The organism is Microbacterium insulae, assembly GCF_042677065.1.
In the GTDB taxonomy this organism is placed as follows: domain Bacteria; phylum Actinomycetota; class Actinomycetes; order Actinomycetales; family Microbacteriaceae; genus Microbacterium; species Microbacterium insulae.
In genome coordinates, this window is sequence record NZ_JBHTII010000001.1 from 1,392,160 (window position 1) to 1,416,247 (window position 24,088).

At 70.4% G+C, this 24,088-nt stretch carries 26 protein-coding genes; 15 read left to right on the top strand and 11 right to left on the bottom strand.

Annotation, left to right across the window (positions count from 1 at the left end; translation table 11 throughout):
- Positions 1 to 4 precede the first annotated feature (4 nt).
- Positions 5 to 1,018 carry a LacI family DNA-binding transcriptional regulator gene (locus ACFQ0P_RS06600; RefSeq protein ID WP_204977705.1) on the top strand — a complete coding sequence of 338 codons (1,014 nt, stop codon included), beginning with the start codon at positions 5 to 7 and terminating at the stop codon, positions 1,016 to 1,018.
- Between the two features lie 27 nt (positions 1,019 to 1,045).
- Here ACFQ0P_RS06600 and ACFQ0P_RS06605 read toward each other — a convergent pair whose 3' ends face one another.
- Genes ACFQ0P_RS06605 through ACFQ0P_RS06615 form a run of 3 tightly spaced genes read right to left on the bottom strand, consistent with a single transcriptional unit; the run spans position 1,046 to position 3,284 of the window.
- Entirely contained in the window at positions 1,046 to 1,915 is an 870-nt protein-coding gene (locus ACFQ0P_RS06605) for a VOC family protein (protein ID WP_204977706.1), read from the bottom strand.
- 57 nt (positions 1,916 to 1,972) lie between these two features.
- A complete protein-coding gene (locus ACFQ0P_RS06610; RefSeq protein ID WP_378771700.1) occupies positions 1,973 to 2,926 on the bottom strand; it encodes a phosphoribosylaminoimidazolesuccinocarboxamide synthase in 954 nt (317 codons plus the stop codon).
- A 7-nt stretch (positions 2,927 to 2,933) separates the two neighbouring features.
- Entirely contained in the window at positions 2,934 to 3,284 is a 351-nt protein-coding gene (locus tag ACFQ0P_RS06615) for a hypothetical protein (protein WP_204977707.1), read from the bottom strand.
- Positions 3,285 to 3,373: 89 nt separating this feature from the next.
- Here ACFQ0P_RS06615 and ACFQ0P_RS06620 point away from each other — a divergent pair, with 89 nt between their 5' ends.
- On the top strand, positions 3,374 to 3,994 hold the full coding sequence (locus ACFQ0P_RS06620; protein WP_204977708.1) for a PadR family transcriptional regulator: 621 nt from the start codon (positions 3,374 to 3,376) through the stop codon (positions 3,992 to 3,994).
- Positions 3,991 to 5,562, top strand: a complete 1,572-nt coding sequence (locus ACFQ0P_RS06625) for a DHA2 family efflux MFS transporter permease subunit (protein WP_204977709.1) — start codon at positions 3,991 to 3,993, stop codon at positions 5,560 to 5,562. Before ACFQ0P_RS06620 ends, ACFQ0P_RS06625 begins: the two co-directional genes overlap by 4 nt.
- Before the next feature lie 129 nt (positions 5,563 to 5,691).
- On the opposite strand, the gene purD is transcribed toward ACFQ0P_RS06625, so the two are convergent.
- Positions 5,692 to 6,963: a phosphoribosylamine--glycine ligase gene (purD, locus tag ACFQ0P_RS06630; RefSeq protein ID WP_204977710.1), complete on the bottom strand. Its 1,272-nt coding sequence runs from the start codon at positions 6,961 to 6,963 to the stop codon at positions 5,692 to 5,694.
- 203 nt (positions 6,964 to 7,166) lie between these two features.
- Between purD and ACFQ0P_RS06635 the strand changes: the two genes are divergently transcribed.
- Together ACFQ0P_RS06635 and ACFQ0P_RS06640 are read left to right on the top strand one after the other, a co-directional pair.
- On the top strand, positions 7,167 to 7,532 hold the full coding sequence (locus ACFQ0P_RS06635; RefSeq protein ID WP_204977712.1) for a sterol carrier family protein: 366 nt from the start codon (positions 7,167 to 7,169) through the stop codon (positions 7,530 to 7,532).
- A gap of 75 nt (positions 7,533 to 7,607) precedes the next feature.
- Complete coding sequence (locus tag ACFQ0P_RS06640) at positions 7,608 to 7,934, top strand: potassium transporter Trk (protein ID WP_204977714.1); 327 nt, start codon at positions 7,608 to 7,610, stop codon at positions 7,932 to 7,934.
- Between the two features lie 2 nt (positions 7,935 to 7,936).
- Here the strand turns inward: ACFQ0P_RS06640 and ACFQ0P_RS06645 are convergent, their stop codons facing one another.
- Positions 7,937 to 8,548, bottom strand: a complete 612-nt coding sequence (locus tag ACFQ0P_RS06645; RefSeq protein ID WP_204977716.1) for a zinc-binding alcohol dehydrogenase — start codon at positions 8,546 to 8,548, stop codon at positions 7,937 to 7,939.
- A 105-nt stretch (positions 8,549 to 8,653) separates the two neighbouring features.
- Here ACFQ0P_RS06645 and purM point away from each other — a divergent pair, with 105 nt between their 5' ends.
- The 3 genes from purM to ACFQ0P_RS06660 are packed head-to-tail and all read left to right on the top strand — an operon-like array spanning position 8,654 to position 12,498.
- Complete coding sequence (purM, locus tag ACFQ0P_RS06650) at positions 8,654 to 9,808, top strand: phosphoribosylformylglycinamidine cyclo-ligase (RefSeq protein WP_204977717.1); 1,155 nt, start codon at positions 8,654 to 8,656, stop codon at positions 9,806 to 9,808.
- A gap of 6 nt (positions 9,809 to 9,814) precedes the next feature.
- Positions 9,815 to 11,275 carry an amidophosphoribosyltransferase gene (gene purF / locus ACFQ0P_RS06655; protein WP_204977719.1) on the top strand — a complete coding sequence of 487 codons (1,461 nt, stop codon included), beginning with the start codon at positions 9,815 to 9,817 and terminating at the stop codon, positions 11,273 to 11,275.
- On the top strand, positions 11,272 to 12,498 hold the full coding sequence (locus ACFQ0P_RS06660) for an MFS transporter (RefSeq protein WP_204977721.1): 1,227 nt from the start codon (positions 11,272 to 11,274) through the stop codon (positions 12,496 to 12,498). Before purF ends, ACFQ0P_RS06660 begins: the two co-directional genes overlap by 4 nt.
- A 61-nt stretch (positions 12,499 to 12,559) precedes the next feature.
- On the opposite strand, the gene ACFQ0P_RS06665 is transcribed toward ACFQ0P_RS06660, so the two are convergent.
- Positions 12,560 to 12,736 (bottom strand): DUF3073 domain-containing protein, encoded by a 177-nt coding sequence (locus tag ACFQ0P_RS06665; RefSeq protein WP_204977723.1) that lies wholly within the window; start codon positions 12,734 to 12,736, stop codon positions 12,560 to 12,562.
- A gap of 158 nt (positions 12,737 to 12,894) precedes the next feature.
- On the opposite strand from ACFQ0P_RS06665, the gene ACFQ0P_RS06670 reads away from it, so the two are divergent.
- Entirely contained in the window at positions 12,895 to 13,434 is a 540-nt protein-coding gene (locus ACFQ0P_RS06670; protein WP_204977725.1) for a universal stress protein, read from the top strand.
- Between the two features lie 120 nt (positions 13,435 to 13,554).
- Here the strand turns inward: ACFQ0P_RS06670 and ACFQ0P_RS06675 are convergent, their stop codons facing one another.
- Together ACFQ0P_RS06675 and ACFQ0P_RS06680 are read right to left on the bottom strand one after the other, a co-directional pair.
- A complete protein-coding gene (locus tag ACFQ0P_RS06675) occupies positions 13,555 to 14,163 on the bottom strand; it encodes a PadR family transcriptional regulator (RefSeq protein WP_204977727.1) in 609 nt (202 codons plus the stop codon).
- Positions 14,160 to 15,041, bottom strand: coding sequence for a DUF4097 family beta strand repeat-containing protein (locus ACFQ0P_RS06680; RefSeq protein ID WP_204977729.1), 882 nt, complete (start codon positions 15,039 to 15,041; stop codon positions 14,160 to 14,162). Before ACFQ0P_RS06680 ends, ACFQ0P_RS06675 begins: the two co-directional genes overlap by 4 nt.
- Positions 15,042 to 15,177: 136 nt before the next feature.
- On the opposite strand from ACFQ0P_RS06680, the gene ACFQ0P_RS06685 reads away from it, so the two are divergent.
- Positions 15,178 to 15,957: a MerR family transcriptional regulator gene (locus ACFQ0P_RS06685; RefSeq protein ID WP_204977731.1), complete on the top strand. Its 780-nt coding sequence runs from the start codon at positions 15,178 to 15,180 to the stop codon at positions 15,955 to 15,957.
- Between the two features lie 80 nt (positions 15,958 to 16,037).
- Here ACFQ0P_RS06685 and ACFQ0P_RS06690 read toward each other — a convergent pair whose 3' ends face one another.
- Complete coding sequence (locus tag ACFQ0P_RS06690) at positions 16,038 to 16,202, bottom strand: hypothetical protein (protein ID WP_200950703.1); 165 nt, start codon at positions 16,200 to 16,202, stop codon at positions 16,038 to 16,040.
- Positions 16,203 to 16,446: 244 nt separating this feature from the next.
- On the opposite strand from ACFQ0P_RS06690, the gene ACFQ0P_RS06695 reads away from it, so the two are divergent.
- The 5 genes from ACFQ0P_RS06695 (at position 16,447) to ACFQ0P_RS06715 (ending at position 22,080) form a co-directional block, all read left to right on the top strand.
- Complete coding sequence (locus tag ACFQ0P_RS06695) at positions 16,447 to 16,716, top strand: DUF7218 family protein (protein ID WP_204977733.1); 270 nt, start codon at positions 16,447 to 16,449, stop codon at positions 16,714 to 16,716.
- A 22-nt stretch (positions 16,717 to 16,738) separates the two neighbouring features.
- Positions 16,739 to 17,722 (top strand): DNA topoisomerase IB, encoded by a 984-nt coding sequence (locus ACFQ0P_RS06700; protein WP_204977735.1) that lies wholly within the window; start codon positions 16,739 to 16,741, stop codon positions 17,720 to 17,722.
- Between the two features lie 9 nt (positions 17,723 to 17,731).
- Positions 17,732 to 18,145: a fluoride efflux transporter FluC gene (locus ACFQ0P_RS06705; protein WP_204977737.1), complete on the top strand. Its 414-nt coding sequence runs from the start codon at positions 17,732 to 17,734 to the stop codon at positions 18,143 to 18,145.
- A complete protein-coding gene (locus ACFQ0P_RS06710) occupies positions 18,142 to 18,525 on the top strand; it encodes a fluoride efflux transporter FluC (protein ID WP_204977739.1) in 384 nt (127 codons plus the stop codon). Before ACFQ0P_RS06705 ends, ACFQ0P_RS06710 begins: the two co-directional genes overlap by 4 nt.
- Positions 18,526 to 18,633: 108 nt before the next feature.
- A complete protein-coding gene (locus ACFQ0P_RS06715) occupies positions 18,634 to 22,080 on the top strand; it encodes an efflux RND transporter permease subunit (protein ID WP_378771709.1) in 3,447 nt (1,148 codons plus the stop codon).
- Positions 22,081 to 22,171: 91 nt separating this feature from the next.
- Here ACFQ0P_RS06715 and ACFQ0P_RS06720 read toward each other — a convergent pair whose 3' ends face one another.
- Both ACFQ0P_RS06720 and ACFQ0P_RS06725 read right to left on the bottom strand, forming a co-directional pair.
- A complete protein-coding gene (locus tag ACFQ0P_RS06720; RefSeq protein ID WP_204977741.1) occupies positions 22,172 to 23,251 on the bottom strand; it encodes a DUF998 domain-containing protein in 1,080 nt (359 codons plus the stop codon).
- 57 nt (positions 23,252 to 23,308) lie between these two features.
- Positions 23,309 to 23,941, bottom strand: coding sequence for an antibiotic biosynthesis monooxygenase (locus ACFQ0P_RS06725; RefSeq protein ID WP_204977743.1), 633 nt, complete (start codon positions 23,939 to 23,941; stop codon positions 23,309 to 23,311).
- Positions 23,942 to 24,088: the final 147 nt, after the last annotated feature.

The following is a 24,088-nucleotide window of genomic DNA, read 5'->3' on the forward strand; positions in this document are numbered from 1 at the left end:
GGAGATGACCACGGACGCGCTGCGGGGAACCGTCACGATCGAAGAGGTCGCCGTCGCGGCGGGCGTCTCACGGTCGACGGTCTCGCGTGTCGTGAACGGGTCCACGGCCGTCAGCCCCGAGGCGCTCGAGGCCGTCACGAGGGCCATCTCCGAGCTGAACTACGTCCCCAACCGTGCCGCCCGGTCGCTCGCCAGCCGCCAGACCCACGCGATCGCACTGATCGTCCCCGAAGACACCACCCGGTTCTTCGGCGACCCGTTCTTCGCCGCGATCGTTTCGGGCATCAACGCGCGACTGAGCCGCTCGGACTACGTGCTCAATCTCTTCATCGCGAGCGACGACCCGGGCGACAAGACTACGAGCTACGTGCGCAGCGGCGCGGTCGACGGCGCCTTCGTGGTGTCGCATCACACCAGCGACACCTTCATCGACCGCATCGCCAGCGCCGTTCCGGTGGTCTACGGCGGTCGCCCCGTGCGTGAGCGCGAGCGCGACTACTACGTCGACGTCGACAACGTGCGGGGCGGGCACGACGCCACGACCTACCTGATCGAGCGCGGGCACCGCAACATCGCGTCGATCACCGGCCCGGTGACGATGCCCGCCGGCATCGACCGGCTCCAGGGCTACCGCGACGCCCTCCGGGCGTGGGATCTGCCGGAGGGCATGGTCGTCGACGGCAACTTCACCGCGGACGGCGGCGCCGACGCGATGCGACGCATCCTCGAGTCGGGCGAGCGCCCCGACGCGATCTTCGTCGCGAGCGACCTCATGGCGCAGGGCGCCCTCGCGGTTCTCGGGGCGGCCGGGGTGCGCGTGCCCGAAGACATGGCGATCATCGGCTTCGACGACTCGCCCGTCGCCACATCTGTCGAGCCGCAGCTCACCACGATGCGCCAGCCGTCCTTCGCACAGGGGGAGCGCATGGCGTCGGTGCTGCTCGATCTGCTCGCGGGTCGGCATCCGCGCCACGTCACGATCCTCGAGACCGAACTCGTCGTCCGCCACTCGGTCTGACTCGGCAGCGCCTGCCGCCGAAGTCGGTCAGCCGCGCCCGGGCGCCGTCGCCTGCAGCAGATTCGCCCACGGATCGTCGAAACGGAGGGTTCGGCCGTCGTCGCGCACCCGGACCCCGTGATGCCGGAGGCGGTCACCGAGTTCACCGAGCGCGTCCTCGTGGGGGAGCGCGAGATCGACGCGGCCGAGGCCGAGGGCGGGCATGCGCGGTCCGGCGCCGCGTGAGTTCCAGACGTTCATCGCCATGTGGTGGGGGTAGCCGCCGGCGCTGACGAAAACCGCCTGCTCGCCGAGCGCCGCCGTCTCGTCGAACCCCAGGGCATCGACGTAGAAGGACCGGGCGGTGGCGACATCCCCGACCGACAGGTGCACATGACCGACGGATGCCGCGTCTCCCGCGGTGGCGCCGAGGGCCGCCTCTTCGCTGAGGTGCTCGCGGAGGAAGCCGTTCGGGTCGAGGAACAGCGTCGCCATCTCGACCTGCCCGTGGGTCCATGACCACTCGGTGCGGTCGCGGTCCCAATACAGCTCGACGCCGTTGCCCTCCGGATCGGTGAAGTAGAAGGCCTGGCTGACGAGGTGGTCGGCTGATCCGGTGAACGTGCCGGGCGCGTGGCGGGCAACGCTGTAGAGAGCGGCAGCGAGGGCCGCCTGCGTCTCGAAGAGGATCGCCGTATGGAACAGTCCTGCCGATCCGGCGCTCGCGTGACGCAGGCCCGGCTCGTGGCGCAGCACGACGATCGGGCGGCCCGCGCGTCCCAGTGTCACGGTGTCGCCGTCGGCTGAGAGCACCCGCAGCGTCACCACGTCGCGGTAGTACGCGGTCATCGCGTCCAGATCGCCCACGAGCAGGGTCACCGGGCCCATACCGGTGTCCGCCGCGAGCTTCTCATTCATGCGAATACACAACCCGTCGCGCGGGGTGGGCATTCCCGGGGAGCCGCGGCCAGGCGGTCAGGCGGCGGTCAGGCGGTCGAGCAGCTCGCGGTAGCGCGCTGCGGTGCGCTCGACGATCTCGGCGGGGAGTGCCGGCGGCTCGCCCTGCTTGTCCCAGTGGGCCGCCAGCCAGTCGCGGACGATCTGCTTGTCGAAACTGGCCATGCGCTCTTCGGGCGTCGTGCCGGACGCCCAGGCCGCGGCATCCCAGTACCGGGACGAGTCGCTCGTGAGCACCTCGTCGGCGAGCGTCATGACGCCGTCGTCATCGAGGCCGAACTCGAACTTCGTGTCGGCGAGGATCACGCCGTGCCGCTCCGCGGTCGCCGCGGCGCGGCGGTAGATCTCGAGCGACAGATCGCGCAGCTCGGCGGCGCGGTCGGCACCGACCAGCTCGACCGTCCGCTCGTACGGGATGTTCTCGTCGTGCTGCCCCATCGGCGCTTTCCAGGCCGGCGTGTAGATCGGCTCGGGAAGGCGGTCGCCGTTGTCGAGACCGGTCGGCAGAGGGATGCCGCAGACCGTGCCGCTCTCGCGGTACTCGGCCCACCCCGACCCGGTGAGGTAGCCGCGCACCACGCATTCGATCGGCTGCATGCCGAGGCTCTTCACCACCATCGCGCGTCCGACGACGGCATCCGGAATCAACGACTTCAGGTCGTCGGCCGTGTTCGCCAGTCCGTCCTCGCCGCGGGTGAGCACGTGCGACGCCGCCAGGTGGTTCGGGATGCCGCGCCCCCCGTCCGCGCCGGCGAGCTGGTCGAACCACCACAGGCTGAGCGTCGTCAGCAGGACGCCCTTCTCGGTGATGCCGGGCGCGAGCACGTGGTCGAAGGCGCTCACCCGGTCGCTCGCGACCACGAGCATGCGAGCCGGACGGGCGCTCTCGGGGGTTTCGGCGGGGACGTACAGGTCGCGTACCTTGCCGGAGTAGACATGGCGCCAGCCGTGCAGGTCGAGGGGGGTCGTCACCAGGCCATTATCCCGGGGCGACCGGCGTGATCGCGTCGACGAACGCAAACCCCTCGGCCAGGAGCGGCCCCCAGCGGTCGGCCGCCTCGGGCGGCACCAGCATCCACTCCTTCATCGCGCGCTCGCGCATGACCATGCGCTCCATGCCGTCGACGCCGTCGAGCTCGTCGACACGAGCGGCGGGCAGCTTGACGACCATCGACCCGCGGTAGCCGACGAAGCCGAACACCTTGCCGCGGATCCGCAGGCCCTCGCTCCCGAACATGGGGCCGATGTCGACGCCTGGACGGGCGAGGTAGTCGGCGGCGAGCGGATCGAAGATCTCGTGCGCCCGGGCGATGGCTGCGGCATCCGTCATGCGGTCACCGTACTCGCGTACTCCGACACTGTCCTCAGGCGGGTCGGTGAGGGGTATAGTCCACATGGACTAATCGATACGGAGCGCTCATGAAGGATGCGGTCGACCGCCTCACGCCCCTCGGGCTGATGGTGCTCGCGCTCCTCCACGAGGGCGACATGCACCCGTACGAGATGATCCGCCTCCTGCGCATGCGCCGCGAGGACCGGCTCGTCAGCGTCACCCACGGCACGGTCTACCACACCGTCGCGCGCCTCGAGCGGGAGGGACTGGTCGCCGAAGTCGGCGTCGACCGCGAGGGCAACCGCCCCGAACGCACGACGTACTCCGTGACGGATGCCGGAGCCCGTGCGGTGCGCGAATGGGTGCGCAGGGAGCTGCCCCGCGTCGATCGCCCGGCCGAGTTCCGCGTCGCGCTGGCCGAGGCCCACAACCTCGACCGCTCCGAGGTCCTCGAGCTCCTCGGCGCCCGCCGCACCGCGCTCGCCGCCGCGCGGATCGCGCTCGAGAGCGGCCACCGATCCGCCCGCGGCAAGGGCGTGCCCGACCAGTACCTGCTCGAGGTCGACCGCGATGAAGCGATGGTCGCCGCCGATCTGACCTGGCTGGACGGGCTGCTCGCCCGTCTCGCCGAACCCGACTTCGCCTGGGGGCCCGAACCGGAGCCCTCGGAACGCTATCTCGCCCAGAGGAAGGCCGCCCGGCTATGACCGAACAGAACACGCAGGCGGGCCCCGCCGCATCCGGCGAGCGCCGGGGAGTGAAGCCGATCACCGGCGCCTACGCGGTCGGGAACAAGCCGCGCAGCCCGTGGCCCGGACTGTGGGCCCTGGTCATCGGGTTTTTCATGATCCTCGTCGACACCACGATCGTGTCGGTCGCCAATCCGGCGATCAAGGCCGCCCTCGACCCCGAGACGAACAACCTCGACAACGTCGTGTGGGTGACGTCGGCGTACCTTCTGGCGTACGCCGTGCCGCTCCTCATCACCGGACGCCTCGGCGACCGCTTCGGCCCGAAGAACATCTACCTGATCGGTCTCGCGGTGTTCACGCTCGCCTCGCTCGCGTGCGGCCTGTCACAGGCGCTCGGGGCGCTCATCGCATTCCGCGCCGTGCAGGGACTCGGGGCAGCGCTCATGACCCCGCAGACGATGGCCGTGATCACCCGCACATTCCCGCCCAACCAGCGGGGCGCGGCCATGGGCCTGTGGGGAGCCACGTCCGGGGTCGCGATGCTCGTCGGCCCGCTCGCGGGCGGCCTCCTCGTCGACGGACTCGGATGGGAGTGGATCTTCTTCATCAACATCCCCGTGGGGATCGTCGGCTTCGTGCTGGCATGGATGCTCGTCCCCAAGCTCGAGACGCACCCCCACAAGTTCGACCTCGTGGGCGTCGTGCTCAGCGCCGTCGCGCTCTTCCTGATCGTCTTCGGCCTGCAGGAGGGCGAGACCTACGACTGGGGCGTGATCTGGGGACCCATCACCGTGTGGGGGCTCATCCTCGCGGGCGTCGCGGTGCTGGGGCTCTTCCTGTGGCAGCAGTCGCGAACGAAGACCGAGGCGCTCGTGCCGCTCGAGCTCTTCCGAGATCGGAACTTCTCGGTCGCGAACCTCGGCATCGCCACGGTCGGGTTCGCTGTCACGAGCATGTCGCTCCCGCTCATGTTCTTCATCCAGCTCGGACGCGGCCTCACCCCGACCGAGGCGGCACTGCTGCTCGTGCCGATGGCGATCGCGGCGGGCGTGCTGTCACCGCTGGCGGGCCGCCTGCTCGACCGCACCGATCCGCGCGTGCTGCTCGTTCCCGGCCTGCTGCTGGTCGCGTCGTCGCTCGTGCTCTATTCGTTCCTCATGAACCTCGACACCCCGATCTGGATGTTCCTCATCCCGTCGTTCCTGATGGGCGTGGGGAACGCCGGAATGTGGGGTCCCCTCGCGACCACCGCGACCCGCAACCTCGCGCCGCGGCAGGCGGGCGCCGGAGCCGGCATCTACAACACGACGCGCACGATCGGCGCGGTGCTCGGCTCCGCTGCGATCGCCGTGTTCATGCAGAGCCGGCTCGAGGCGAATCTGCCGGGCGCATCCGACGCCGCCGGCGGCTTCGACGGAGGCACGCTGCCGCCGCAGATCGCCGAGCCGTTCTCGGCCGCGATGGCCCAGGCCATCCTGCTCCCGGCCGCCGTGCTGCTCGTCGGGGTCGTCGCGGTCCTGTTCCTGCGGCGTCCCACCCCGACGCCGACCGCGGAGTGGCAGGCGGCCGAGGCCGCGGTCTGACCCGGGTTGCTGCCCGCGAGAGCGACACTTTCGTGCGAGACCGACGTGAACACTCGGTGCCCCTCGCGCAGAAGTGTCACTCTCGCGCGCGGCCGGGAGGCCTAGGCCCGCCCAGGCTGGCCGCGTGACTCAGGACTCGACGACCCGCGCGGCGATGTCCGTGCGGTGCTGGGCGCCCTCGAGGCCGATCTCCGCGACCGCGCGGTACACGCGGTCGCGCGCCTCGGCGAAGGTCGTGCCGAGGCCGACGACGTTGAGCACGCGCCCGCCCGTGGCGACGAGCCCGGAGTCCGCGGCCGCCGTGGCGGCATGCGCCAGGTGCACGCCCTCTACGGCGGCTGCGGCATCCGTCCCGGTGAGCGCGCGCCCCGTGACCGGCGCCTGCGGATAGCCCTCGCTCGCGACCACGACGGTGACGGCGGCCGCATCGGCGAACGCCGGCCGCGGGTGGGACTCGAGATTTCCGGATGCCGCGGCCAGCAGCAGCTCGGACAGCGGGTCGAGCAGCCGCGGCAGCACGACCTGCGTCTCGGGATCGCCGAACCGCGCGTTGAACTCGATCACCTTCACGCCCGCGTCGGTGAGGATGAGGCCGGCGTAGAGGAGGCCGATGAACGGAGTGCCCTCGGCGTCGAGCCGGTCGATCACGGGTCGGGCGACCTCGCGCGTGACGAGGTCGACGAACTCGTCCTCGCCGCCGAAGCGCTCCGACAGCCACGGCAGCGGCGAATAGGCCCCCATGCCTCCGGTATTGGGCCCGTCGTCACCGTCGCGCAGTCGCTTGTAGTCCTGCGCCGGGCTGAGGGGCACGACGTGGTCGCCGTCGCTGAGGAAGAACAGCGAGACCTCGGGACCCGACAGGAACTCCTCGACGAGGACGGGTCCGGCGGCGAGGTACGACGCGGCGTGCGCGACGGCGGCCGCGCGGTCCTCGGTCACGATGACGCCCTTGCCTGCGGCCAGTCCGTCGGCCTTCACCACGTAGGGGGCGCCGAGCTCGTCCAGCGCCGCCTCGAGCTCGGCCGGGGAGGCGGCGCGGAGCGCGCGTCCGGTCGGCACGCCCGCGGCATCCATGATCCGCTTCGCGAAGGCCTTGGATCCCTCGAGCTGGGCCGCCGCCTTCCCTGGCCCGAACACCGGGATGCCGCGCTCGCGGAGCGCATCGGCCACGCCCGCGACGAGGGGAGCCTCCGGCCCGATCACCACGAGGTCGACGGCGTTCGCGTTGGCGAAGGCGGTGACCGCGCCCGGGTGGTTCGGGTCGACGTCGACGAGTGTCGCGTCCTGGGCGATGCCGGCGTTCCCGGGGGCGGCGAAGATCTCGTGCGGAGTGTCCTCCGACCGCAGCGCGAGGATGATGGCGTGCTCTCGCGCGCCCGAGCCGAGAACGAGGATCTTCACCCCGACAGCCTACCGAGGGGGCTGCGGCTCGTTTCGGGCCGCTCTCCCGGGCGTACTCGCAAGAAATGAGGAGAAGCGCTGCGGAGGAGGGGGTGTGAGCCACCCCGCGCCGAGCTCTTCCTCGGTCTTGGCGCCCACGAGCTCGTGCCGCCGCGCCGGAGGGCACGGGCCCCGCCTCTCCGGCCCGGGCGTAGCGTGGAGGCATGCCGCGGAGGATCAGCACCGACCAGGGCCGCGCCGCCCTCGAGGCGGTCCGCGCGGCGGGCGAGGCATCCCTCCCCTCTCGCACCGACCTGGCGACGGCGGTGCGGTACCTGCTGCAGCTGCTGGCCGAGAAGGCCCCCGGGAACTCGGTCGAGGTCCGGGTGCCGCCGTTCGGGGCCGTGCAGGTCGTCGAGGGGCCGCGCCACACGCGCGGCACACCCCCGAATGTCGTCGAGACCGACGCCGCCACGTGGGTCGCCCTCGCCACCGGCGCGCAGTCGTGGACGGATGCCGCGGCCCAGGGCCGCATCCTCGCGTCGGGCACCCGCGCCGATATCTCCGACCTCCTTCCGCTGCGTCCCTGACCCGGCCGTCCGAGCGGGAAGGGCCGAGAGTGCAGGACCGGGGACAGGGGGCCCCGGGAGTGGGACAATGGGGACATGACCGAGCACGTCGACGACCACATTGAGACCCTGCGGGTGCGCCGCGCTCCGAAGTTCTCGGTGTTCCTGCTGCTTGGCGGTGCGCTCGGGCTCCTCGCGGCGATGATCCTCACGTTCGCCTTCAACGGCACCGAGTACGCCAGCCCCAACACCGGGCTCGTCTATTCGCAGGGGCAGGTGTTCGGGTTCCTCGCCCTCATCTGCGTCCCCGTCGGTCTCGCGCTCGCCGCGGTGGTCGCGCTCCTTCTCGACCGCCGCTCGAGCAGCCGGTCGCGCGATGTCTTCGTGGACCACGAGTCGATCCACCTCGACGAGAATCCGTAGGGCTACGCCAGCTCGGCGATGATCGGGTGGATGGCGGCGTCGAAGGCCGCGACATCCCCCCGCAGTCCGTCGGTGACCGCGATCGTGAGCGAGCCGATCCACCACACGCCGCGCTGCGCCAGCGGCAGCACTTGGACGTTGAGCTCGAACGAGTGCGCCCGCCGCCCGACCTGGCGCTCATGCTCGGCGATCGCGCTGGCGTAAGCACGATAGGCCGTGCCCGTGCCGGGGCTCGCGTCGCGGCGGTAGCGGGCGTGCGCGGACTGCGCGAACGCGAGGGCCTCGGCCGCGTGCGGCGCGATCGCCGCGCGGAGGGCCTCGGCCCCTTCGGCCGGCAGCGCGAGCATCGTGTCGAACCCGTCGACCAGCTCGAGCGGGACGGGGGACGGGTGCGCCTGCGGCTCGACGGTCATCGCCCAGTACTCGCGCCACTGCCGCTCGAGCAGAGCCTGCTCCTCTTCGGATCGCTCATTGACGCGGGGAGGGATGCCGCGCAGCGGCGGAAGCTCGTCGGGGGAGCGGATTCCGAGCACCTGGCGCAGATAGAGCGCGAGCAGGACCGGCTGACCCGCGTCCTCGCGGATCAGCCACTCCGGAGCCCCGGTGCCGCCCATGCCGACATTGTAGATCCGGCTTCCCCCAACGATGCCGGGGCTTTCGGCCCGCCGCGCGGTCACGCGGGCATCCGGGCGTCGCGCGCCGCCGGTAGGCTGAGGTCCGTGGCCTCTTCTTCGCCCGATTCGCCTGACTCCCCCGCTGTGAACCCCTACACCGCCGCCGGGGTCGACACTGCCGCCGGTGACCTCGCCGTCGAGCTGATGAAGTCCGCGGTCCGGCGCACGCACGGGCCCGAGGTGCGGGGCGGGGTCGGCGGATTCGCCGGACTCTTCGACGCGAGCGCGCTCCGCGCGTACGACAAGCCGCTCCTCGCCACGAGCACCGACGGGGTCGGCACGAAGGTCGCCATCGCACAGGCGATCGACAAGCACGACACCATCGGCCTCGACCTGGTCGGCATGGTGGTCGACGACATCGTCGTGGTCGGGGCCAGGCCCCTGTTCATGACCGACTACATCGCGTGCGGCAAGGTCTTCCCGGAGCGCATCGCCGACATCGTCCGCGGCATCGCCCAGGGGGCGGCCGAGACCGGCACGGCGCTCGTCGGCGGTGAGACGGCCGAACACCCGGGTCTGCTGGGGATCAACGACTACGACGTCGCGGGGGCGGCCACCGGCGTGGTCGAAGCCGATCGCGTCCTCGGAGCCGAGCGGGTGCGAGAGGGCGATGTCGTCCTCGCCCTCGCGAGTTCCGGGCTCCACTCCAACGGGTACTCGCTCGTGCGGCACATCGTGGCCGGTGCCGGCATCCAGTACGGCGACCGCGCCCCCGACCTCGGTGCGCACGGCACGACGTGGGGCGAGGCGCTCCTCGAGCCCACGCGTCTCTACACCCGGGCGCTGCTGCGGCTCATCGCCGAGACCGACGACGCCGTCCACGCTCTGAGCCACGTCACCGGCGGCGGCATCGCCGCCAACCTCGCGCGCGTCCTGCCCCAGGGCACGTGGGCCGAGGTCGACCGCTCGACCTGGTCGCCGCCTCCGGTCTTCCGGGTGCTGGCCGACCTCGGCGACCTCGATCTGCAGGCGACCGAGGGCACCTGGAATCTCGGGATCGGGTTCCTGGCCGTCGTCGCCGCCGAGAAGGCGGGGGCCGCGGCATCCGCTCTCACCGCCGAGGGCATCGCCACATGGCAGGTCGGCGTCGTCCGCACCGGGGAACGCCCCGCGGGCGATTTCGAGCAGGGTGCGAAGGGCGTCGACGGCGGAGCCGTCCGCCTGGTGGGCGCCTACAGCGACAACGACGGAGCGAAGTAACACCCCATGTGCGGAATCGTCGGGATGGTGGGCCGCGGCGCGGTCAATCAGGAGATCTACGACTCACTCCTCCTGCTGCAGCATCGCGGGCAGGACTCGACGGGCATCGCGACCGCCGAGACGAACGGCGTCTTCCACGTGCACAAGGAGCGCGGGCAGGTGCGCGAGGCGTTCCGCACGCGCGACATGCGCGCACTCCTCGGCAACCTGGGGCTCGGACACGTGCGGTACGCCACGAAGGGCACCGCGTCGAGCGAGGAGGAGGCCCAGCCGTTCTACGTGAACGCGCCGTACGGCATCGTCCTCGTCCACAACGGCAACCTCACCAACACACGCGAGCTCACCGACGAGCTGTTCCACAAGGACCGGCGTCACCTCAACACGTCGAGCGACACCGAGCTGCTCGTGAACGTCCTCGCCAACGAACTGCAGGCGACGATCTCGGGCGTCGACCTCGAGCCGGAGCAGCTGTTCCAGGCCGTCGCCCGCGTGCACGAGCGGGTCGAGGGGTCGTACGCGGCCATCGCGCTCATCGCCGGATACGGCCTGCTCGCGTTCCGCGACCCGTACGGCATCCGTCCCCTCGTGCTGGGCACGCGCAAGAACGACGACGGAAGCTACGAGTGGGTCGTGACGAGCGAGTCGCTCGTCCTCGAGAACGGCGAGTTCGAGGTGGTGCGCGACGTCGACCCCGGCGAGGCGGTGTTCGTCGACCTCGACGGTCACCTCCACACGAAGCAGTGCGCCGAGTCCCCGAAGCTCATCCCGTGCTCGTTCGAGTACGTCTACCTCGCCCGTCCCGACTCCGTCATGAACGGCATCTCGGTGTACGAGGCGCGTCTGCGTCTCGGGGACCGTCTTGCCGACACCATCGCCAAGTACACCCCCAAGGGTGCGATCGACGTGGTCATGCCGATCCCGGACTCGTCGCGTCCCGCCGCGATGCAGGTGGCGCGGAAGCTCGGGATCGAGTACCGCGAGGGGTTCTACAAGAACAGGTACGTCGGCCGGACGTTCATCATGCCGGGCCAGGCTGCGCGCAAGAAGAGCGTGCGCCAGAAGCTCAATGCGATGTCGAGCGAGTTCAAGGGCAAGAACGTGCTGCTCATCGACGACTCGATCGTGCGCGGGACGACGTCCAAGCAGATCATCCAGATGGCGAGGGATGCCGGGGCCCTGTCGGTCACCTTCGCCTCGGCCGCGCCCCCGGTGCGCTATCCGCACGTCTACGGCATCAACATGCCGTCGCGCCATGAGCTCGTCGCGCACGGCCGCACGATCCCCGAGATCGCGGCCGAGCTCGGCGCCGACTACATGGTCTATCAGGAGGTCGAGGATCTGAAGGCGGCGATCCTCGAAGGTTCCGACGTCGAGGACCTCGACATGAGCTGCTTCGACGGGCGCTACGTCACCGGCACCGTGACCGAGGAGTACCTCGCCTGGGTCGAGGGGTCGCAGGAGTCTTGACGCGCCCCGCGGCCCGCCCGCTCTGGCGAGGACGGGCCCTCGCGTTCATCGGCATCGTCCTCTTCGCGTTCTCGCTGCGCACCGCAGTGGCGTCGCTGTCGCCTGTCCTGGGCTTCATCGGCGCCGACTTCGCGGTGTCTCCCGCCGTCGTCGGGCTCATCGGCACGGCGCCGCCCGTGTGCTATGCCGTGTTCGGCATCCTCACGCCGCGGCTCGAGCGCCGATTCGGTCTCGAGCGCCTGGCCGTCGCGGCGATGGTCGTCGCCGTGCTCGCTCTGACGTGGCGCGGCCTCGCCGTGGATGCGCTGACGCTTCTCTTGTCGACCGCGTTGATCTTCGCGGCCGTCGGGGTCGGCAACATCCTCCTTCCGCCGCTGGTCAAGAAGTACTTCCCCGATCGCATCGGCCTGATGACGACGATCTACTCCACCTCGATGGCGGTCGCGACGTTCACGCCTCCGCTCGTGGCGGTGCCGGTGGCGGATGCCGCGGGCTGGCGTCTCTCGCTGGGACTGTGGGCGGTCTTCGCGCTGGTCGCGATGATCCCGTGGGTGGCGCTTCTCGTCCGGCGACGCAGCGACTCCGACGCCGACATCGAGGCCGCGAGCCCTCGGGCGTTCGGGCGGATGTGGCGACTGCCGCTGGCCTGGGCGCTCGTCGTCGGCTTCACGGTGTCGGGCGTGCTCGCCTACACGTCGTTCGCGTGGCTGCCGACCCTGCTGCACGACGAGGCGGGGGTGAGCCCCGCCGCGGCCGGCGCCCTGCTCTCGCTGTTCGCCGTGATGGGGCTGCCGTGCTCTCTCCTGGTGCCGGTCCTCGTGGTGCGGTTCCACGCCACACGGGCGTTGTTCGGCGTCGCCGTCGTTGCCGGCCTCACGGGAGTCGCCGGACTGCTCCTGGCTCCGGCGTTCGCGCCGTGGCTGTGGGTGGTGCTGCTCGGCACGGCGCCGCTGCTCTTCCCGCTCACCCTCGTGCTGCTGGGGCTGCGGACACGCTCGCACGAAACCGCCGTCGCGCTGAGCGCGTTCGTGCAGAGCGTCGGCTACGCGATCGTCGCCCTCTTCCCGGTCGGCATCGGACTGGTCCACGGGTGGACCGATTCGTGGACGATCCCGCTCCTCATCCTGGCGGCGGTGATCTCCGCGGCCATCCCCGCCGGGGTCGTCGCAGCACGACGCCACACCGTCGAGGACGACTGGGAGCGTCGCCACGGGGCCTGGTGAGGCATCTGCTCAGCGCCCGATGAGGCGTCCGCCCAGGCGGCACCGCAAGAGGTCGTGAGGGCTACGCCTTCTCGTCCTCGTACTCGTCCGAGTACTGGTCGGCCCACTTGTCGACGTACGGGTCATCCGACGGGTGGCCGAGCTCGCGCTCGAGCGCCCCGTAGTTGACGCTGTGCACGTCGTACTTGAGTTCGCGGGCGATCTTGGTGTGCTTCGCCTTCTGACGGCCACGCCCCATGCGAGACCCCCTCATTTGTGAGTCGCGGGCTCTGGAGGCCCGCCGCAACGACGCCGGCTCGAGGCCGGTAAGAGTAGCATTCAGGATAACACGGAGCCTCCGAAGCCCGGCCGGCTCCGTCGTGATGGTGCCAGGGGCGCGAAGAGGAGCGAGGACGCATGACGGACGAGGCATCCGACCCGGCAGAGGCCGTGACGAAGGACCCCGACAAGCGCGGCGCGGTGATCGCCGGTCTCATCCCCGACCAGCCGACGCGAGTGCTGGCCGAGGCCGCCCGCTACGCCCGGCTCCTGAACGCGCCGCTCCTCGTCGTCCACGTCGACGTCACGCGCTTCGTCACGTACGAGGACCCCGACGGGTACGTGCACTCCGCTCCGATCGACATGAACATCGCGGCGGGGGAGGGCGAGCTCGAGAAAGTCAAGGCGACGGCATCCTCGTTCCTCGAAGGGCATGACGTGCGCTGGAGCGTGGAGCAGCTCGTGGGCGACCCGGCGATGGCGATCAAGCACCTCGCCGAACAGGTCGACGCCAAGCTCATCGTCGTGGGCACACGCAAGCGCGGCATCGGCGAGTCGATCCGCGAGTTCTTCACCGGTTCCGTCGCCGCGCGCCTGGCGCATCGCCAGCCCCGCCCGATCCTCGTGGTCCCACTGGGCGAGCCCGTCCCCGACGACGAGGAGATCTGGCCCGGCTGACCCGCGATCCACCCGCAGTGTCACACGATCGGCGGGTGGCCGGCGGCCGGACCCGCCATTCGTGAGACACGGAGAGGGCCGGCCCCGGCAACACCGGAACCGGCCCTCGTCCGTGTGGTCTCAGCCGCGCAGCACCCGGGTGACGTCGCGGGCGATGCGGTCGAGGTCGGCGGTGAGCTCGTCGACCATCGTCGCCGCCAACTCCCCGCCGCGGGCGACGTGGCCACGCAGATCGGTGCGCAGCCGGACGCGGAACTCGTTGATCGCGGCATCCGCCCGATGCAGCTGTTCGCGGCTGGCGGTGCGGGGGTCGTCGGAGACGCCCTGCGCCGTCGCGCTCTCGCGCTCCTGCGAGCGTGCGGCGGCGAGATCGGCGCGGAGGCTCCGCATCGCCTCGCGGACGCTGCCGCGCACCTCGTCGGCGATGAGGCGCACCGAGTCCGCGAGCCCCGCCTCGATGCCCTCGAGTTCTCCGGCGCGCGCCTGCACCTCGGCGTGACCCGCTTCGGTGATGGCGTAGACCGTCTTGCGGCCGTCGACCGACTTGGTCACGAGGCCCTCCTCCTCGAGCTTGGCGAGGCGCGGATAGATCGTGCCGGCGCTCGGCGTGTACGTGCCGCCGGTGCGGTCGGACAGCGCCTGCATGATGTCATACCCGTGCCGGGGCCCCTCGTCGAGGAGGTTCAGCAGGTACAGGCGCAGGTCGCCGTGGGAGAAGACGGGGCTCATCGCCACTCCTCCTCGGTCCCGGACGCGGGCTCCACGGCGGCGGCGGGCGCATCCGAGGCGATCGCGGGGCGGCGGAGCACCGTGATGTCGCCCGACACGCTGTTGGCGCGGACGTCGGCGAAGCTGCCGCTGAGCTCGCCGATCGATCCCGAGAAGTTCGTGGTCGGCCCGGTGCCTGTGCCCGAGCGCATCACGCCGTCGACCTGGACCTTGCCGCTCACGCTGCGCACCACGTAGTTGGCCGGATGGCCGTCGTCCATGCGGACGGTGACGCCGCCGCTGACAGTGTTGACGTTGACGCTGAGCAGGTCCCCCGCAGAGTCGATGAGGGCGGAGCCCGATACCGTGTCGACGGTCGCCTTGGCCAGGGTGCCGGTGGCGGTGACGTCCCCCGACACGCTGTTGGCGCTGAGCGAGCCGACGAGGCCGCGCACCTGCACGTCGCCCGAGACGGCGTTGACGGAGAGGTCGCCGGCGAGCCCGTCGACCATGATGTCTCCGGACACGGTGTTGAGCTTGGCGTCGTACTGGAGGCCGGCGACCAGAGCGCTCGCGCTGACGACCCCGAGGGTGAGCGCGACCGACCGGGGGACGGCGACGCTGATCTCGGCCTTGGGCCCGCTCGCGGTGAAGTTGCGGAACACCTCGAGGAAGTTGTCCCAGCGCAGCTGCGGGTGGTCGATCTCGACGGCGTCGCCGACGACTTCGATCCGGAGGTCCTTGACGGTCACTCCGTGCACCTCGATGCGCGCACCGGGCTCGTCGTGGGCGATGACGTCGATCTGTCCGCCGATCAGGCCGACCTTGAGCGATCGCACCGTCTCGATGTCGATGACGCGCGTCTCGCCCGGGTGGATGATCCACTTCTCCAGGGTCATGATGTTCTCCAGGGTTCGAGGGTAGTTCGCGATATATCGCGTGTATCGAGACTAACACGATATATCGCGTCTTTGTCAAGCGATGCCGCGAACCGCTCTTGACATTGACGCAACGTCAACCTCTACCGTCGTGGACATGAACGAATCCGAGTGGTCGATCCAGCAGATCGCCAAGATCGCCGGCACCACGAGCCGCACCCTGCGTCACTACGACGACATCGGGCTCCTGACGCCGTCCCGCATCGGCCACAACGGATATCGGTACTACGACCAGTCCGCGCTCGTGCGCCTGCAGCGCATCCTGCTGCTGCGCGAGCTCGGACTGGGACTGCCGCAGATCGCGGACATCCTCGAGCGCGAAGCGTACGACGTCCCCGCGCTGGAGAGCCACCTCGCGTGGCTGCGGCAGGAGCAGGATCGACTGAGGCGACAGGTCGCGTCGGTCAAGAACACCATCACAGCACTGAGAGGAGGTGAACGACTGATGGCAGAGAACATGTTCGACGGGTTCGACCACACCCAGTACAAGGAGGAGGTCGTCGAGCGCTGGGGCGAGAAGTCCTACGCCGACAGCGACCGCTGGTGGCGCTCGATGAGCGCCGACGAGAAGGCCGCGTGGCAGCAACGGGTCTCCGACCTCGGGCGGGACTGGATCGCCGCCGCCGAGAGCGGCATCGATCCCGAGTCCGACGAGGCGCAGGCACTCGCCAAGCGCCACGTCGAGTGGCTGACCGGGATTCCGGGCACGCCCGCCGCCATCCCGGGCGGAGACGTGAAGGGGTACGTCATCGGGCTCGGCGAGATGTACGTCGCCGACCCGCGCTTCGGCGCCAACTACGCCACGAGCGAAGGCGGTACGGCCGGTGCCGAGTTCGTGCGTGACGCTCTGACGGCGTATGCCGAGGCTCAGCTCTGAGCGTGAGAACGATGGATGCCGCGACCCGTGAGGGCCGCGGCATCCATCGTTCTCGGGGGTCTTCCCCGACGTCGTTCTCGCTAGGCGCGACGGCTTCCGCTGATGACGCGGAAGAGGAACGCGATGAGCGCGATCACACCGACGATGAGCGCGACCCAGAGGAGCCAGCTCAGCGCGGAGTTCAGCCCGCCGACGATGGCGAGCACCACGGCGACGACGATGATGATGATGAGGGCGAGGTTCATGGAGGTTCTCCTTCTCCTTCGTCGGTACGCGGGGTGACGCACCGGGTGCCTCGTGGGCACGTCTCAACCGTTGCATCCCTGGGTGTCTGCAGGGAGGGGGTTGACGGCCCCGGAATCGCGGGTGTAGTCGTGCTCGCGCGAGGATCTGGCGACTGCTCCAACCATCTGCGGTGGTGCCCTGTCAAGCCCCCGGTCGCCGGGAGCGGCCGGCTCTAGCGTGAGGGCACCGAAAGAGGAGGGGGCCATGCCTCAGGGACGCGGTTCCAACAGCCTCAAGGACCCGGAGCTGTACGAAGAGCTCCGCTCCGACGGGGCGTCGAAGGAGAAGGCTGCGCGCATCTCGAACGCCGCCGCCCGCGACGGGCGCAAGAGCGTCGGCAAGCGCGGAGGCGAGTCCGGCTCGTACGAGGACTGGACGGTCGACGAGCTGCGCGGCCGGGCCAAGGAACTCGGGATGCGCGGCTATTCGGGCAAGCGCAAGTCCGAGCTCATCGACATGCTGCGCAACCACTGACACGAGCCGAGGGGAGGGACGGATGCCGAGACTCTCGCGCGTCCGCCCGTTCCACGACCCCGGATTCCGCCGCGTGCGGTCGGGCTCGGGCTTCCGCTACCTCGACGCGAAGGGGAACGGCCTTCCCGAACGCGACGTCGAGCGCATCCGCGCCCTCGTGATCCCGCCCGCGTGGCAGGACGTGTGGATCTGCGCTCGTGCCGACGGCCACATCCAGGCGGTGGGCACCGACGACGCCGGGCGCAAGCAGTACCTCTACCACCCCGACTGGTTGTCGGGCCGCGATCGGCGCAAGTACGCGCGAGCGCTGCACCTCGCCGAGACCCTGCCGCGTGCGCGCGGCCGCGTCACGAGCTCGCTGCGGCGCAGCAGTCTCGACCGCGAGCGGGTGCTCGCCACCGCGTTCCGGCTGCTCGACCAGGCGGCCCCGCGCATCGGCTCCGAGCGCTATCTCGCCGCGCACGGCAGCCGAGGCCTGACCACGCTGCAGCGCCGCGACGCGTCGGTGGAGGCATCCGTCGTCACCCTGTCGTTCCCGGGCAAGAGCGGAAAGCGGCAGTTGCTCGAGATCGACGACGGCGACCTCTCCGCAGTCGTCGAGATCCTCGCCGCGGGGCGGCCTCGCTCACCGCTCCTGTCGTGGGAGAGGGGCCGGCGGCGCGTTCCGCTCACGCCCGCGGAGGTCAACGCCTACGTGCGGTCGCTGACGGGCGCGAAGTTCACCGCAAAGGACTTCCGCACCCTCCGCGGCACGATCATGGCCGCCGAGGCCCTCGCGCGCATCGGCCCCGTCGACACGCCGACCGATCGCAAGCGCGCCGAGGTCCTCGCCGTGCGGGCCACCTCCGAGGCGCTGGGGAACACCCCCGCCGTCGCACGCGGCTCCTACATCGATCCGCGTGTCTTCAGCCGGTACCGCGACGGGGAGACGCTCGACCTCTCGATCTCCCCCGAATCGGCGATCCTCGCGCTCATCCGCCCGAAGCGGCGGTCCACCGGCGGGTAGCGTGAACCCATGCCGCAGCCGGTCGATCCCCGCATCCTCGGCTACGTCGTGATCGGTGGCGCCTTCGGCGTCCTCGCCCGAGCGCTCCTCCTGCTGCCGGTGGGGGATCCCGCCGCTGTCCCGTGGGCGACGCTCGGCGTGAACGCGGCGGGCTCCTTCCTCCTCGGCATCCTCGTCAGGGCGCTCGACGACCGCCGGCCGCGTGTGCGCGCTTTCCTCGGCACCGGCGTCCTGGGCGGCTTCACGACGTACAGCGCCTTCGCCGTCGAGACCGCGCTGTGGCTGACGTCGCCGTGGCAGGCGATCGGGCTCGCCGCGGCATCCCTCGCCGCCGGTGTCGCGGGCGCGGTCGCCGGACTGCTCGCGGGACGGATCACGGGTGGCACGCGCCGCGGCGCCGTCGACCCGGAGGACGCCGAATGAGCACGTGGCTGCTGCTCCTCGTCACCGCCGTCGCCGGCGGCGCAGGCGCCGGCCTGCGCTACACGGTCGATCGCCTCGTCCCGCCTCGGCGCGGTTTCCCGCTCGGGATCCTCGTCGTCAACGTGACCGGATCCTTCGCCCTGGGAGTACTCACCGGCATCGGCACCGTCCTCGCGCCCGACGTGGCGGTCGCGCTCGGCGTCGGCCTCCTCGGCGGCTTCACGACCTTCAGCACGGTCGCCGTCGAGTCGGTGCTCCTCGCCGAGAAGGGCCGGTGGCGGGATGCCGCGGCCAACCTCGGGGGAACGCTCGTGCTCGCGGTGCTCGCGGCCGCGGGCGGCATCGCCCTGGGGGCCCTCGCCGGAGGCTCCCTCGCCTGAGTGCTCTCCGGCGCTGGGCGCGGAACCGGATGAGATACTGATTCCGATACATCTCCGTATCGGCGTTCCGCCCGCAGCGCTCCCGCGCTCATTCCCGTGAAGGCATCCGTGTCGAACCTCGCCGTCCTCAGCCTCAAGAACCGGGCACTCATCGCGCTCATCACGATCGTCGCGGCCATCTTCGGCTCTCTCGCGCTGGTGAACCTCAAGCAGGAGCTGATCCCCTCGATCGAGTTCCCGACGCTCGTCGTCGTGTCGACGTACCCGGGCGCGTCTCCCGAGGTGGTCAACAACGACGTCTCGACACCGATCGAGACCGCGATCCAGGGCGTTCCCGGGCTCGAATCCTCGACCGCGACGAGCACCACGAACGCCTCCATCGTCCAGGCCTCGTTCACCTACGGCACCGACCTCGCGACCGCCGAGCAGAAGATGACGCAGGCGATCAACCGCATCGCGGACCTTCCCGAGGGTGTCGAGCCCACGGTGATCTCGGCGAGCATCGACGACTTCCCGGTGATCCAGCTCGCGGTGACCGGATACGAGGACGAGGACGCGATCCAGGCGCAGCTCGAGGCATCCGTCATCCCCGAACTCGAGGACGTCCCGGGCGTCAACGCCGCGGCGATCGTGGGCGGCGTCGGACAGCGCGTGACGATCACGCCCGACCAGGCCGAGCTCGCGGCGGCCGGGTACACCCAGCAGGCGATCCGCGACGCGCTGGAGCAGAACGGCGTGCTGTTCCCCGGCGGGCAGATCACCGAGGACGACGAGACGCTGACGGTCCAGACGGGTTCGAAGATCACGTCGGCGGACGAGATCGCGGCACTGCCGCTCGTGCCTTCGAGTGCGGAGCAGTTCCAGGCGGGCGCCGTGACGATCGGCGACGTCGCCGCAGTGGAGCAGGGCGCCGATCCGGTCACGACGATCTCCCGCGTGAACGGCGAGCCCGCGCTCACCATCGCCGTCACCAAGCTCCCGTCCGCGAACACCGTCGACGTGTCCCGCGGGGTGCTCGAGATCCTGCCGGAGCTGGAGGACTCGCTCGGCGGTGCGGAGTTCACCGTCGTCTTCGACCAGGCGCCCTACATCCAGGAATCGATCGACACGCTCGCGAAGGAGGGACTGCTCGGCCTGTTCTTCGCGGTGCTGGTGATCCTGGTCTTCCTCCTGTCGGTGCGCGCCACGCTCGTCACGGCGATCTCGATCCCGACGAGCGTGCTCATCACTTTCATCGGCATCCAGGCATTCGGCTACTCGCTCAACATCCTCACGCTCGGCGCGCTCACGATCGCGATCGGGCGCGTGGTCGACGACTCCATCGTGGTGATCGAGAACATCAAGCGGCACTACGTCGGCGAAGCCGACAAGCTCGCGTCGATCCTCCTCGGCGTCCGCGAAGTCGCGGGGGCCATCACGGCATCGACCATCACGACGGTCGCCGTCTTCCTCCCGATCGCGTTCGTCGGCGACGTCACGGGGGAGCTGTTCCGGCCCTTCGCGCTGACGGTGACGATCGCGATGACCGCGTCGCTGTTCGTGGCGCTCACGATCGTGCCCGTGCTCGCCTACTGGTTCCTCCGGCCGGGCAAGCCGCTCCTCGACGCGAACGGCGAGGCCATCGACCCCGAGCACCCCGATGCGCCGCCCAGCCGCCTGCAGAAGAGCTACCTGCCGGTGCTGCGGTGGACGCTCAAGCGCTCCTGGACGACGCTGACCCTCGCCATCCTCGTCCTCGTCGGTACGGGCGTGCTCGCGTGGGCCGGACTGAACCAGGGCTTCCTGAAGACCAACTTCCTCGGCGACTCCGGGCAGAACACGTTCACCATGACCCAGACGATCGGCGCGGCCCCGAGCCTCGAAGCCGAGAGCACCGCGGCCGAGCAGGTCGAGGACGCGCTCGCCGGCATCGAGGGCATCGAGACCGTCCAGGTGTCGATCGGCTCGAGCGGCTCCGCGCTGCGCGACGCGTTCTCGGGCGGCGGCAGCGGGATCACGTACTCGATCACGACCGATCCGTCGGCCGACCAGGTCGCCCTGCGCGAAGAGGTGCAGGAGGCGGTCGCCGATCTCGACGACGCCGGCACCATCACCGTCGCGACCGCGGGCGGCGGGTTCGGGTCCAGTGACATCGAGATCGATGTCACGGCACCGGACTCGGAGACCCTCCAGACCGCGACCGACGAGGTCGTTGCGGCGGTCGAGGGCCAGGAGGGCGTCGGTCAGGTGTCGAGCAACCTCTCGGCGTCGCTCCCCTACATCGCCGTGGTCGTCGACCGCGACGCCGCGGCGGCGCTCGGGCTGTCGGAGGTCGCCGTCGGAGCGCTGGTCTCGAACACGATGCAGCCGCAGTCGATCGGGACCGTCGAGATCGACGGCACCGCGCTCACGGTCTACCTCGCCGCGTCGTCGACGCCACAGTCCCTCGACGAGCTGCGCGACCTGCCCGTGCCGACCGCGGCGGGTCCCGTCCCACTGTCGGACGTCGCCACCGTCGAGGAGAGCGAAGGACCGACCTCGATCACGACGCAGCGCGGCCAGCGCACCTCGACGGTCACGGTCACCCCCTCCACCGACGACCTCGCTGCGGCATCCGCCGCGGTATCGACGGCCATCGAGGGGGCCGACCTCCCCGACAGCGCCGACGCGTCGCTCGGCGGCGTGGTGACCCAGCAGCAGGATGCCTTCTCGCAGCTCGGGCTCGCGCTGCTCGCGGCCATCCTCATCGTCTACATCGTGATGGTGGCGACGTTCAAGTCGCTCCGCCAGCCGTTGCTGCTGCTGATCTCCGTGCCGTTCGCGGCGACCGGCGCGATCCTCCTGCAGATCATCACCGGAGTCCCGCTCGGCGTCGCCTCGCTCATCGGGGTGCTGATGCTCATCGGCATCGTGGTGACGAATGCGATCGTGCTCGTCGACCTCGTGAACCAGTACCGGACGAAGGGCCTCACCGCCTACGACGCCACCATCGCCGGAGGATCCCGCCGTCTGCGCCCGATTCTCATGACGGCACTGGCGACGATCTTCGCGCTGACCCCGATGGCGCTCGGGATCACCGGTCAGGGCGGATTCATCTCGCAGCCGCTCGCGATCGTCGTGATCGGCGGACTCGTCTCGTCGACCGTGCTCACGCTGCTCGTCCTGCCGACCCTCTACAACCTCGTCGAGGGTGCGCGGGAGCGTCGCGCCGCTCGCCGCCGCGGGGACCAGGACGGCATCGCGGGAGACGACCTGCACGACGGCGGTCCTGCCGCCGAAGCCGCCGAGCCGGTCCTGAGCCGCCGCGAGCGCCGCCGTCTCGAATCCGACGGCACCGCCGTCGCCCTCGCCGAGGTCGACGTGCCGGCCATCGAGGAGGGTCCTGACATCGAGGTGGCGGGCGTGGCGCCCGAGACGGATGCCGCGTCCGCCGAGCTCGCGGACGTCCCGGTCATCGAGGAGGGCCCCGACATCGAGGTGGCGGATCCGCCCGCCGAGCCGGACGCCGGGGCCGAGGCCGAGGCATCCGATCCGGCCGCCGAGGCATCCGGCCCCACCGACGACGACCGCGCGTAACCGCTGCAGTTTCCTGCAACCGCGCCACCGATCGGCGCAGCGTTTGCAGGAAACTGCCGCGCGGGCGGGGCCACGCCGCGAAGCGCCGTGGTCAGGCGACCCGGCGGGACGCCTCCAGGAAGCGGATGAAGACCGCGATCCACCCGAAGATCAGGGCGAAGACGATGATCTCGAAGGCGGTGAGCGAGAAGTAGCCGATCGCGGGGATGAAGAGGATCACCGACGTGATCATCGCCGCGAAGAACGCCCACGACGCGACGAAGTAGGTGCGTGGCATCCCGCGGAACAGGTTCGGTCCCGCCACGAGAAGCACGAGGAACATCGCGGCCATGCCCATCGCCGAGATGTTGTGCAGGGCGAGGTTCACGTTCACCGGGAAGATCCCGACGCACGCGAGCATGATGCCCATCACGACGAAGAGCACGGGCACGATCCGGGCGGCGCGGGCGTTGGTGAGCACGCCCGCCTCGACGAGATCGCCCATGTCGTTGGCGATGTAGACGGCGAACGTCGTCACCAGCAGGCCGCCGGCGATCAGCGTGCCGTTGAAGATCCAGCTCGACAGCGCGTCGAACGAGCCGAGGTGGCTGAAGTGGATCGTCCACCACTCCGGGTCGGGGGTGGTGACCATCGCGGTGAGCGTCCCGATGACGATGAACGCCATGAGCAGCGACGACATCCGCTGGGTCGTCATGCTCGACGCCGACAGGTACACGATGTACGTCGACAGCCCGAGGGTGACGGCCATCAGCACGACGGCCCAGAACGTGATCACCGGCAGTCCGATGAACCCGAGCGCCAGCACGCGGTACAGCGCATACGTCGCGAGGAACGCCAGCGCGGTGTGGACGATGACCACCGAGATGGTGTTGACCGTGAACTTCCACGGTGCGAGCGAGCGTCGCCACTCCTGACCGGGGCGGCTCCGTGCGTGCCAGTAGCCGATCGTGGAGGACACGGCGGCGACGACCGCCGCCCCGACGGCGGCCCACACGGCGAACGGGGTCTCCTCGCCGGCCAGGGTGAGCGCCTCCGCGACGAGCGAGACGACGAAGCCGTAGACGGCACCGAGGACGCCGCCGGCGAGGGCGAGGTAGACGGCCTCGGACTCGACCCGGCGCGTCGGTGCGGGTGAGGGATCGGGGACGGTCGCGAGGTCGGGCGAGGTCATGGCGTCAGTGTAGGACCGGCGGATGCTCCGGCTCCACGCCGCGCTGCAGCGCGCCGGTCAGCGGTTCCGGTGGAGCCAGGGGCGCAGCATCCGTGTCACCCACGGGAGCACCAGGTAGGTCATGACGGGCGTCAGGAGGACGGTCGCGAGGAGGACGCGAACGACGAGCGGCCAGTCCGTGAAGCCCGGGACGAACCCGAGGAGCCACGACGCGAGGAGATTCGTGGGGAAGAAGCCGAGCCAGATCGCGACGGCCTGCTTCCAGCGAGGGGGCGCTGCGGGGATCGGCTGCTGGATGGGACCGGTCGGGGAAGCGGAGTCCGCGTCGCCGACGTGCCGCGTCTCGACGTCCGTCGCGAAAGGGGCGTCGAACCAGCCCTCGATGCCGGTGCGTCGCTCGACGCGGACCTCGCGAGCGAACGCGCGACCCGAATCGAGCCACCACGCCCGCTGGGCCGACTGCTCCCACGCCTCGAGGGTCGGGATGTCGCGGAAGCGGTAGAGCATGTACCAGAGGTCACTGCCCTCTCCGGCGCGAACCCACCCCGAACCGAGGAAGCCGGTGAAGCCGGTCGCGAGGTCGGTGCCTGCCTGCATCCAACTGGTCGCCTCGACGGTGCGATCCGGGTCGATGCGACGTTCGATCGCCACGGTGATGGGATGGGCCACGGGTTCTGCCATGACATCCATTCCACCCGATCGCCGGCGAGTTCGGCGTCGGTCTCCGGTTCGAAGATCCGGTGGTACGGCGGGGCGTCGGGGCAGGCGGCGAGCCGGCGGGGGAGGACGGTGAGCCAGGCGCCCACCGAGGCAAACCCGAAGAACTCGAAGGAAGCG

What these genes read in the sequence shown, in the direction of transcription:
- ACFQ0P_RS06680 (WP_204977729.1), bottom strand. Translation starts at nt 15,041, where the DNA reads ATGACCCTGGAGAAGTGGATCATCCACCCGGGCGAGACGCGCGTCATC.
- ACFQ0P_RS06685 (WP_204977731.1), top strand. Translation starts at nt 15,178, where the DNA reads ATGAACGAATCCGAGTGGTCGATCCAGCAGATCGCCAAGATCGCCGGC.
- ACFQ0P_RS06665 (WP_204977723.1), bottom strand. Translation starts at nt 12,736, where the DNA reads ATGGGGCGTGGCCGTCAGAAGGCGAAGCACACCAAGATCGCCCGCGAA.
- ACFQ0P_RS06675 (WP_204977727.1), bottom strand. Translation starts at nt 14,163, where the DNA reads ATGAGCCCCGTCTTCTCCCACGGCGACCTGCGCCTGTACCTGCTGAAC.
- ACFQ0P_RS06600 (WP_204977705.1), top strand. Translation starts at nt 5, where the DNA reads ATGACCACGGACGCGCTGCGGGGAACCGTCACGATCGAAGAGGTCGCC.
- ACFQ0P_RS06605 (WP_204977706.1), bottom strand. Translation starts at nt 1,915, where the DNA reads ATGAATGAGAAGCTCGCGGCGGACACCGGTATGGGCCCGGTGACCCTG.
- ACFQ0P_RS06635 (WP_204977712.1), top strand. Translation starts at nt 7,167, where the DNA reads ATGCCGCGGAGGATCAGCACCGACCAGGGCCGCGCCGCCCTCGAGGCG.
- ACFQ0P_RS06670 (WP_204977725.1), top strand. Translation starts at nt 12,895, where the DNA reads ATGACGGACGAGGCATCCGACCCGGCAGAGGCCGTGACGAAGGACCCC.
- ACFQ0P_RS06700 (WP_204977735.1), top strand. Translation starts at nt 16,739, where the DNA reads ATGCCGAGACTCTCGCGCGTCCGCCCGTTCCACGACCCCGGATTCCGC.
- ACFQ0P_RS06720 (WP_204977741.1), bottom strand. Translation starts at nt 23,251, where the DNA reads ATGACCTCGCCCGACCTCGCGACCGTCCCCGATCCCTCACCCGCACCG.
- ACFQ0P_RS06725 (WP_204977743.1), bottom strand. Translation starts at nt 23,941, where the DNA reads ATGGATGTCATGGCAGAACCCGTGGCCCATCCCATCACCGTGGCGATC.
- ACFQ0P_RS06705 (WP_204977737.1), top strand. Translation starts at nt 17,732, where the DNA reads ATGCCGCAGCCGGTCGATCCCCGCATCCTCGGCTACGTCGTGATCGGT.
- ACFQ0P_RS06690 (WP_200950703.1), bottom strand. Translation starts at nt 16,202, where the DNA reads ATGAACCTCGCCCTCATCATCATCATCGTCGTCGCCGTGGTGCTCGCC.
- ACFQ0P_RS06615 (WP_204977707.1), bottom strand. Translation starts at nt 3,284, where the DNA reads ATGACGGATGCCGCAGCCATCGCCCGGGCGCACGAGATCTTCGATCCG.
- purF (WP_204977719.1), top strand. Translation starts at nt 9,815, where the DNA reads ATGTGCGGAATCGTCGGGATGGTGGGCCGCGGCGCGGTCAATCAGGAG.
- ACFQ0P_RS06640 (WP_204977714.1), top strand. Translation starts at nt 7,608, where the DNA reads ATGACCGAGCACGTCGACGACCACATTGAGACCCTGCGGGTGCGCCGC.
- ACFQ0P_RS06620 (WP_204977708.1), top strand. Translation starts at nt 3,374, where the DNA reads ATGAAGGATGCGGTCGACCGCCTCACGCCCCTCGGGCTGATGGTGCTC.
- ACFQ0P_RS06695 (WP_204977733.1), top strand. Translation starts at nt 16,447, where the DNA reads ATGCCTCAGGGACGCGGTTCCAACAGCCTCAAGGACCCGGAGCTGTAC.
- ACFQ0P_RS06710 (WP_204977739.1), top strand. Translation starts at nt 18,142, where the DNA reads ATGAGCACGTGGCTGCTGCTCCTCGTCACCGCCGTCGCCGGCGGCGCA.
- ACFQ0P_RS06645 (WP_204977716.1), bottom strand. Translation starts at nt 8,548, where the DNA reads ATGGGCGGCACCGGGGCTCCGGAGTGGCTGATCCGCGAGGACGCGGGT.
- ACFQ0P_RS06625 (WP_204977709.1), top strand. Translation starts at nt 3,991, where the DNA reads ATGACCGAACAGAACACGCAGGCGGGCCCCGCCGCATCCGGCGAGCGC.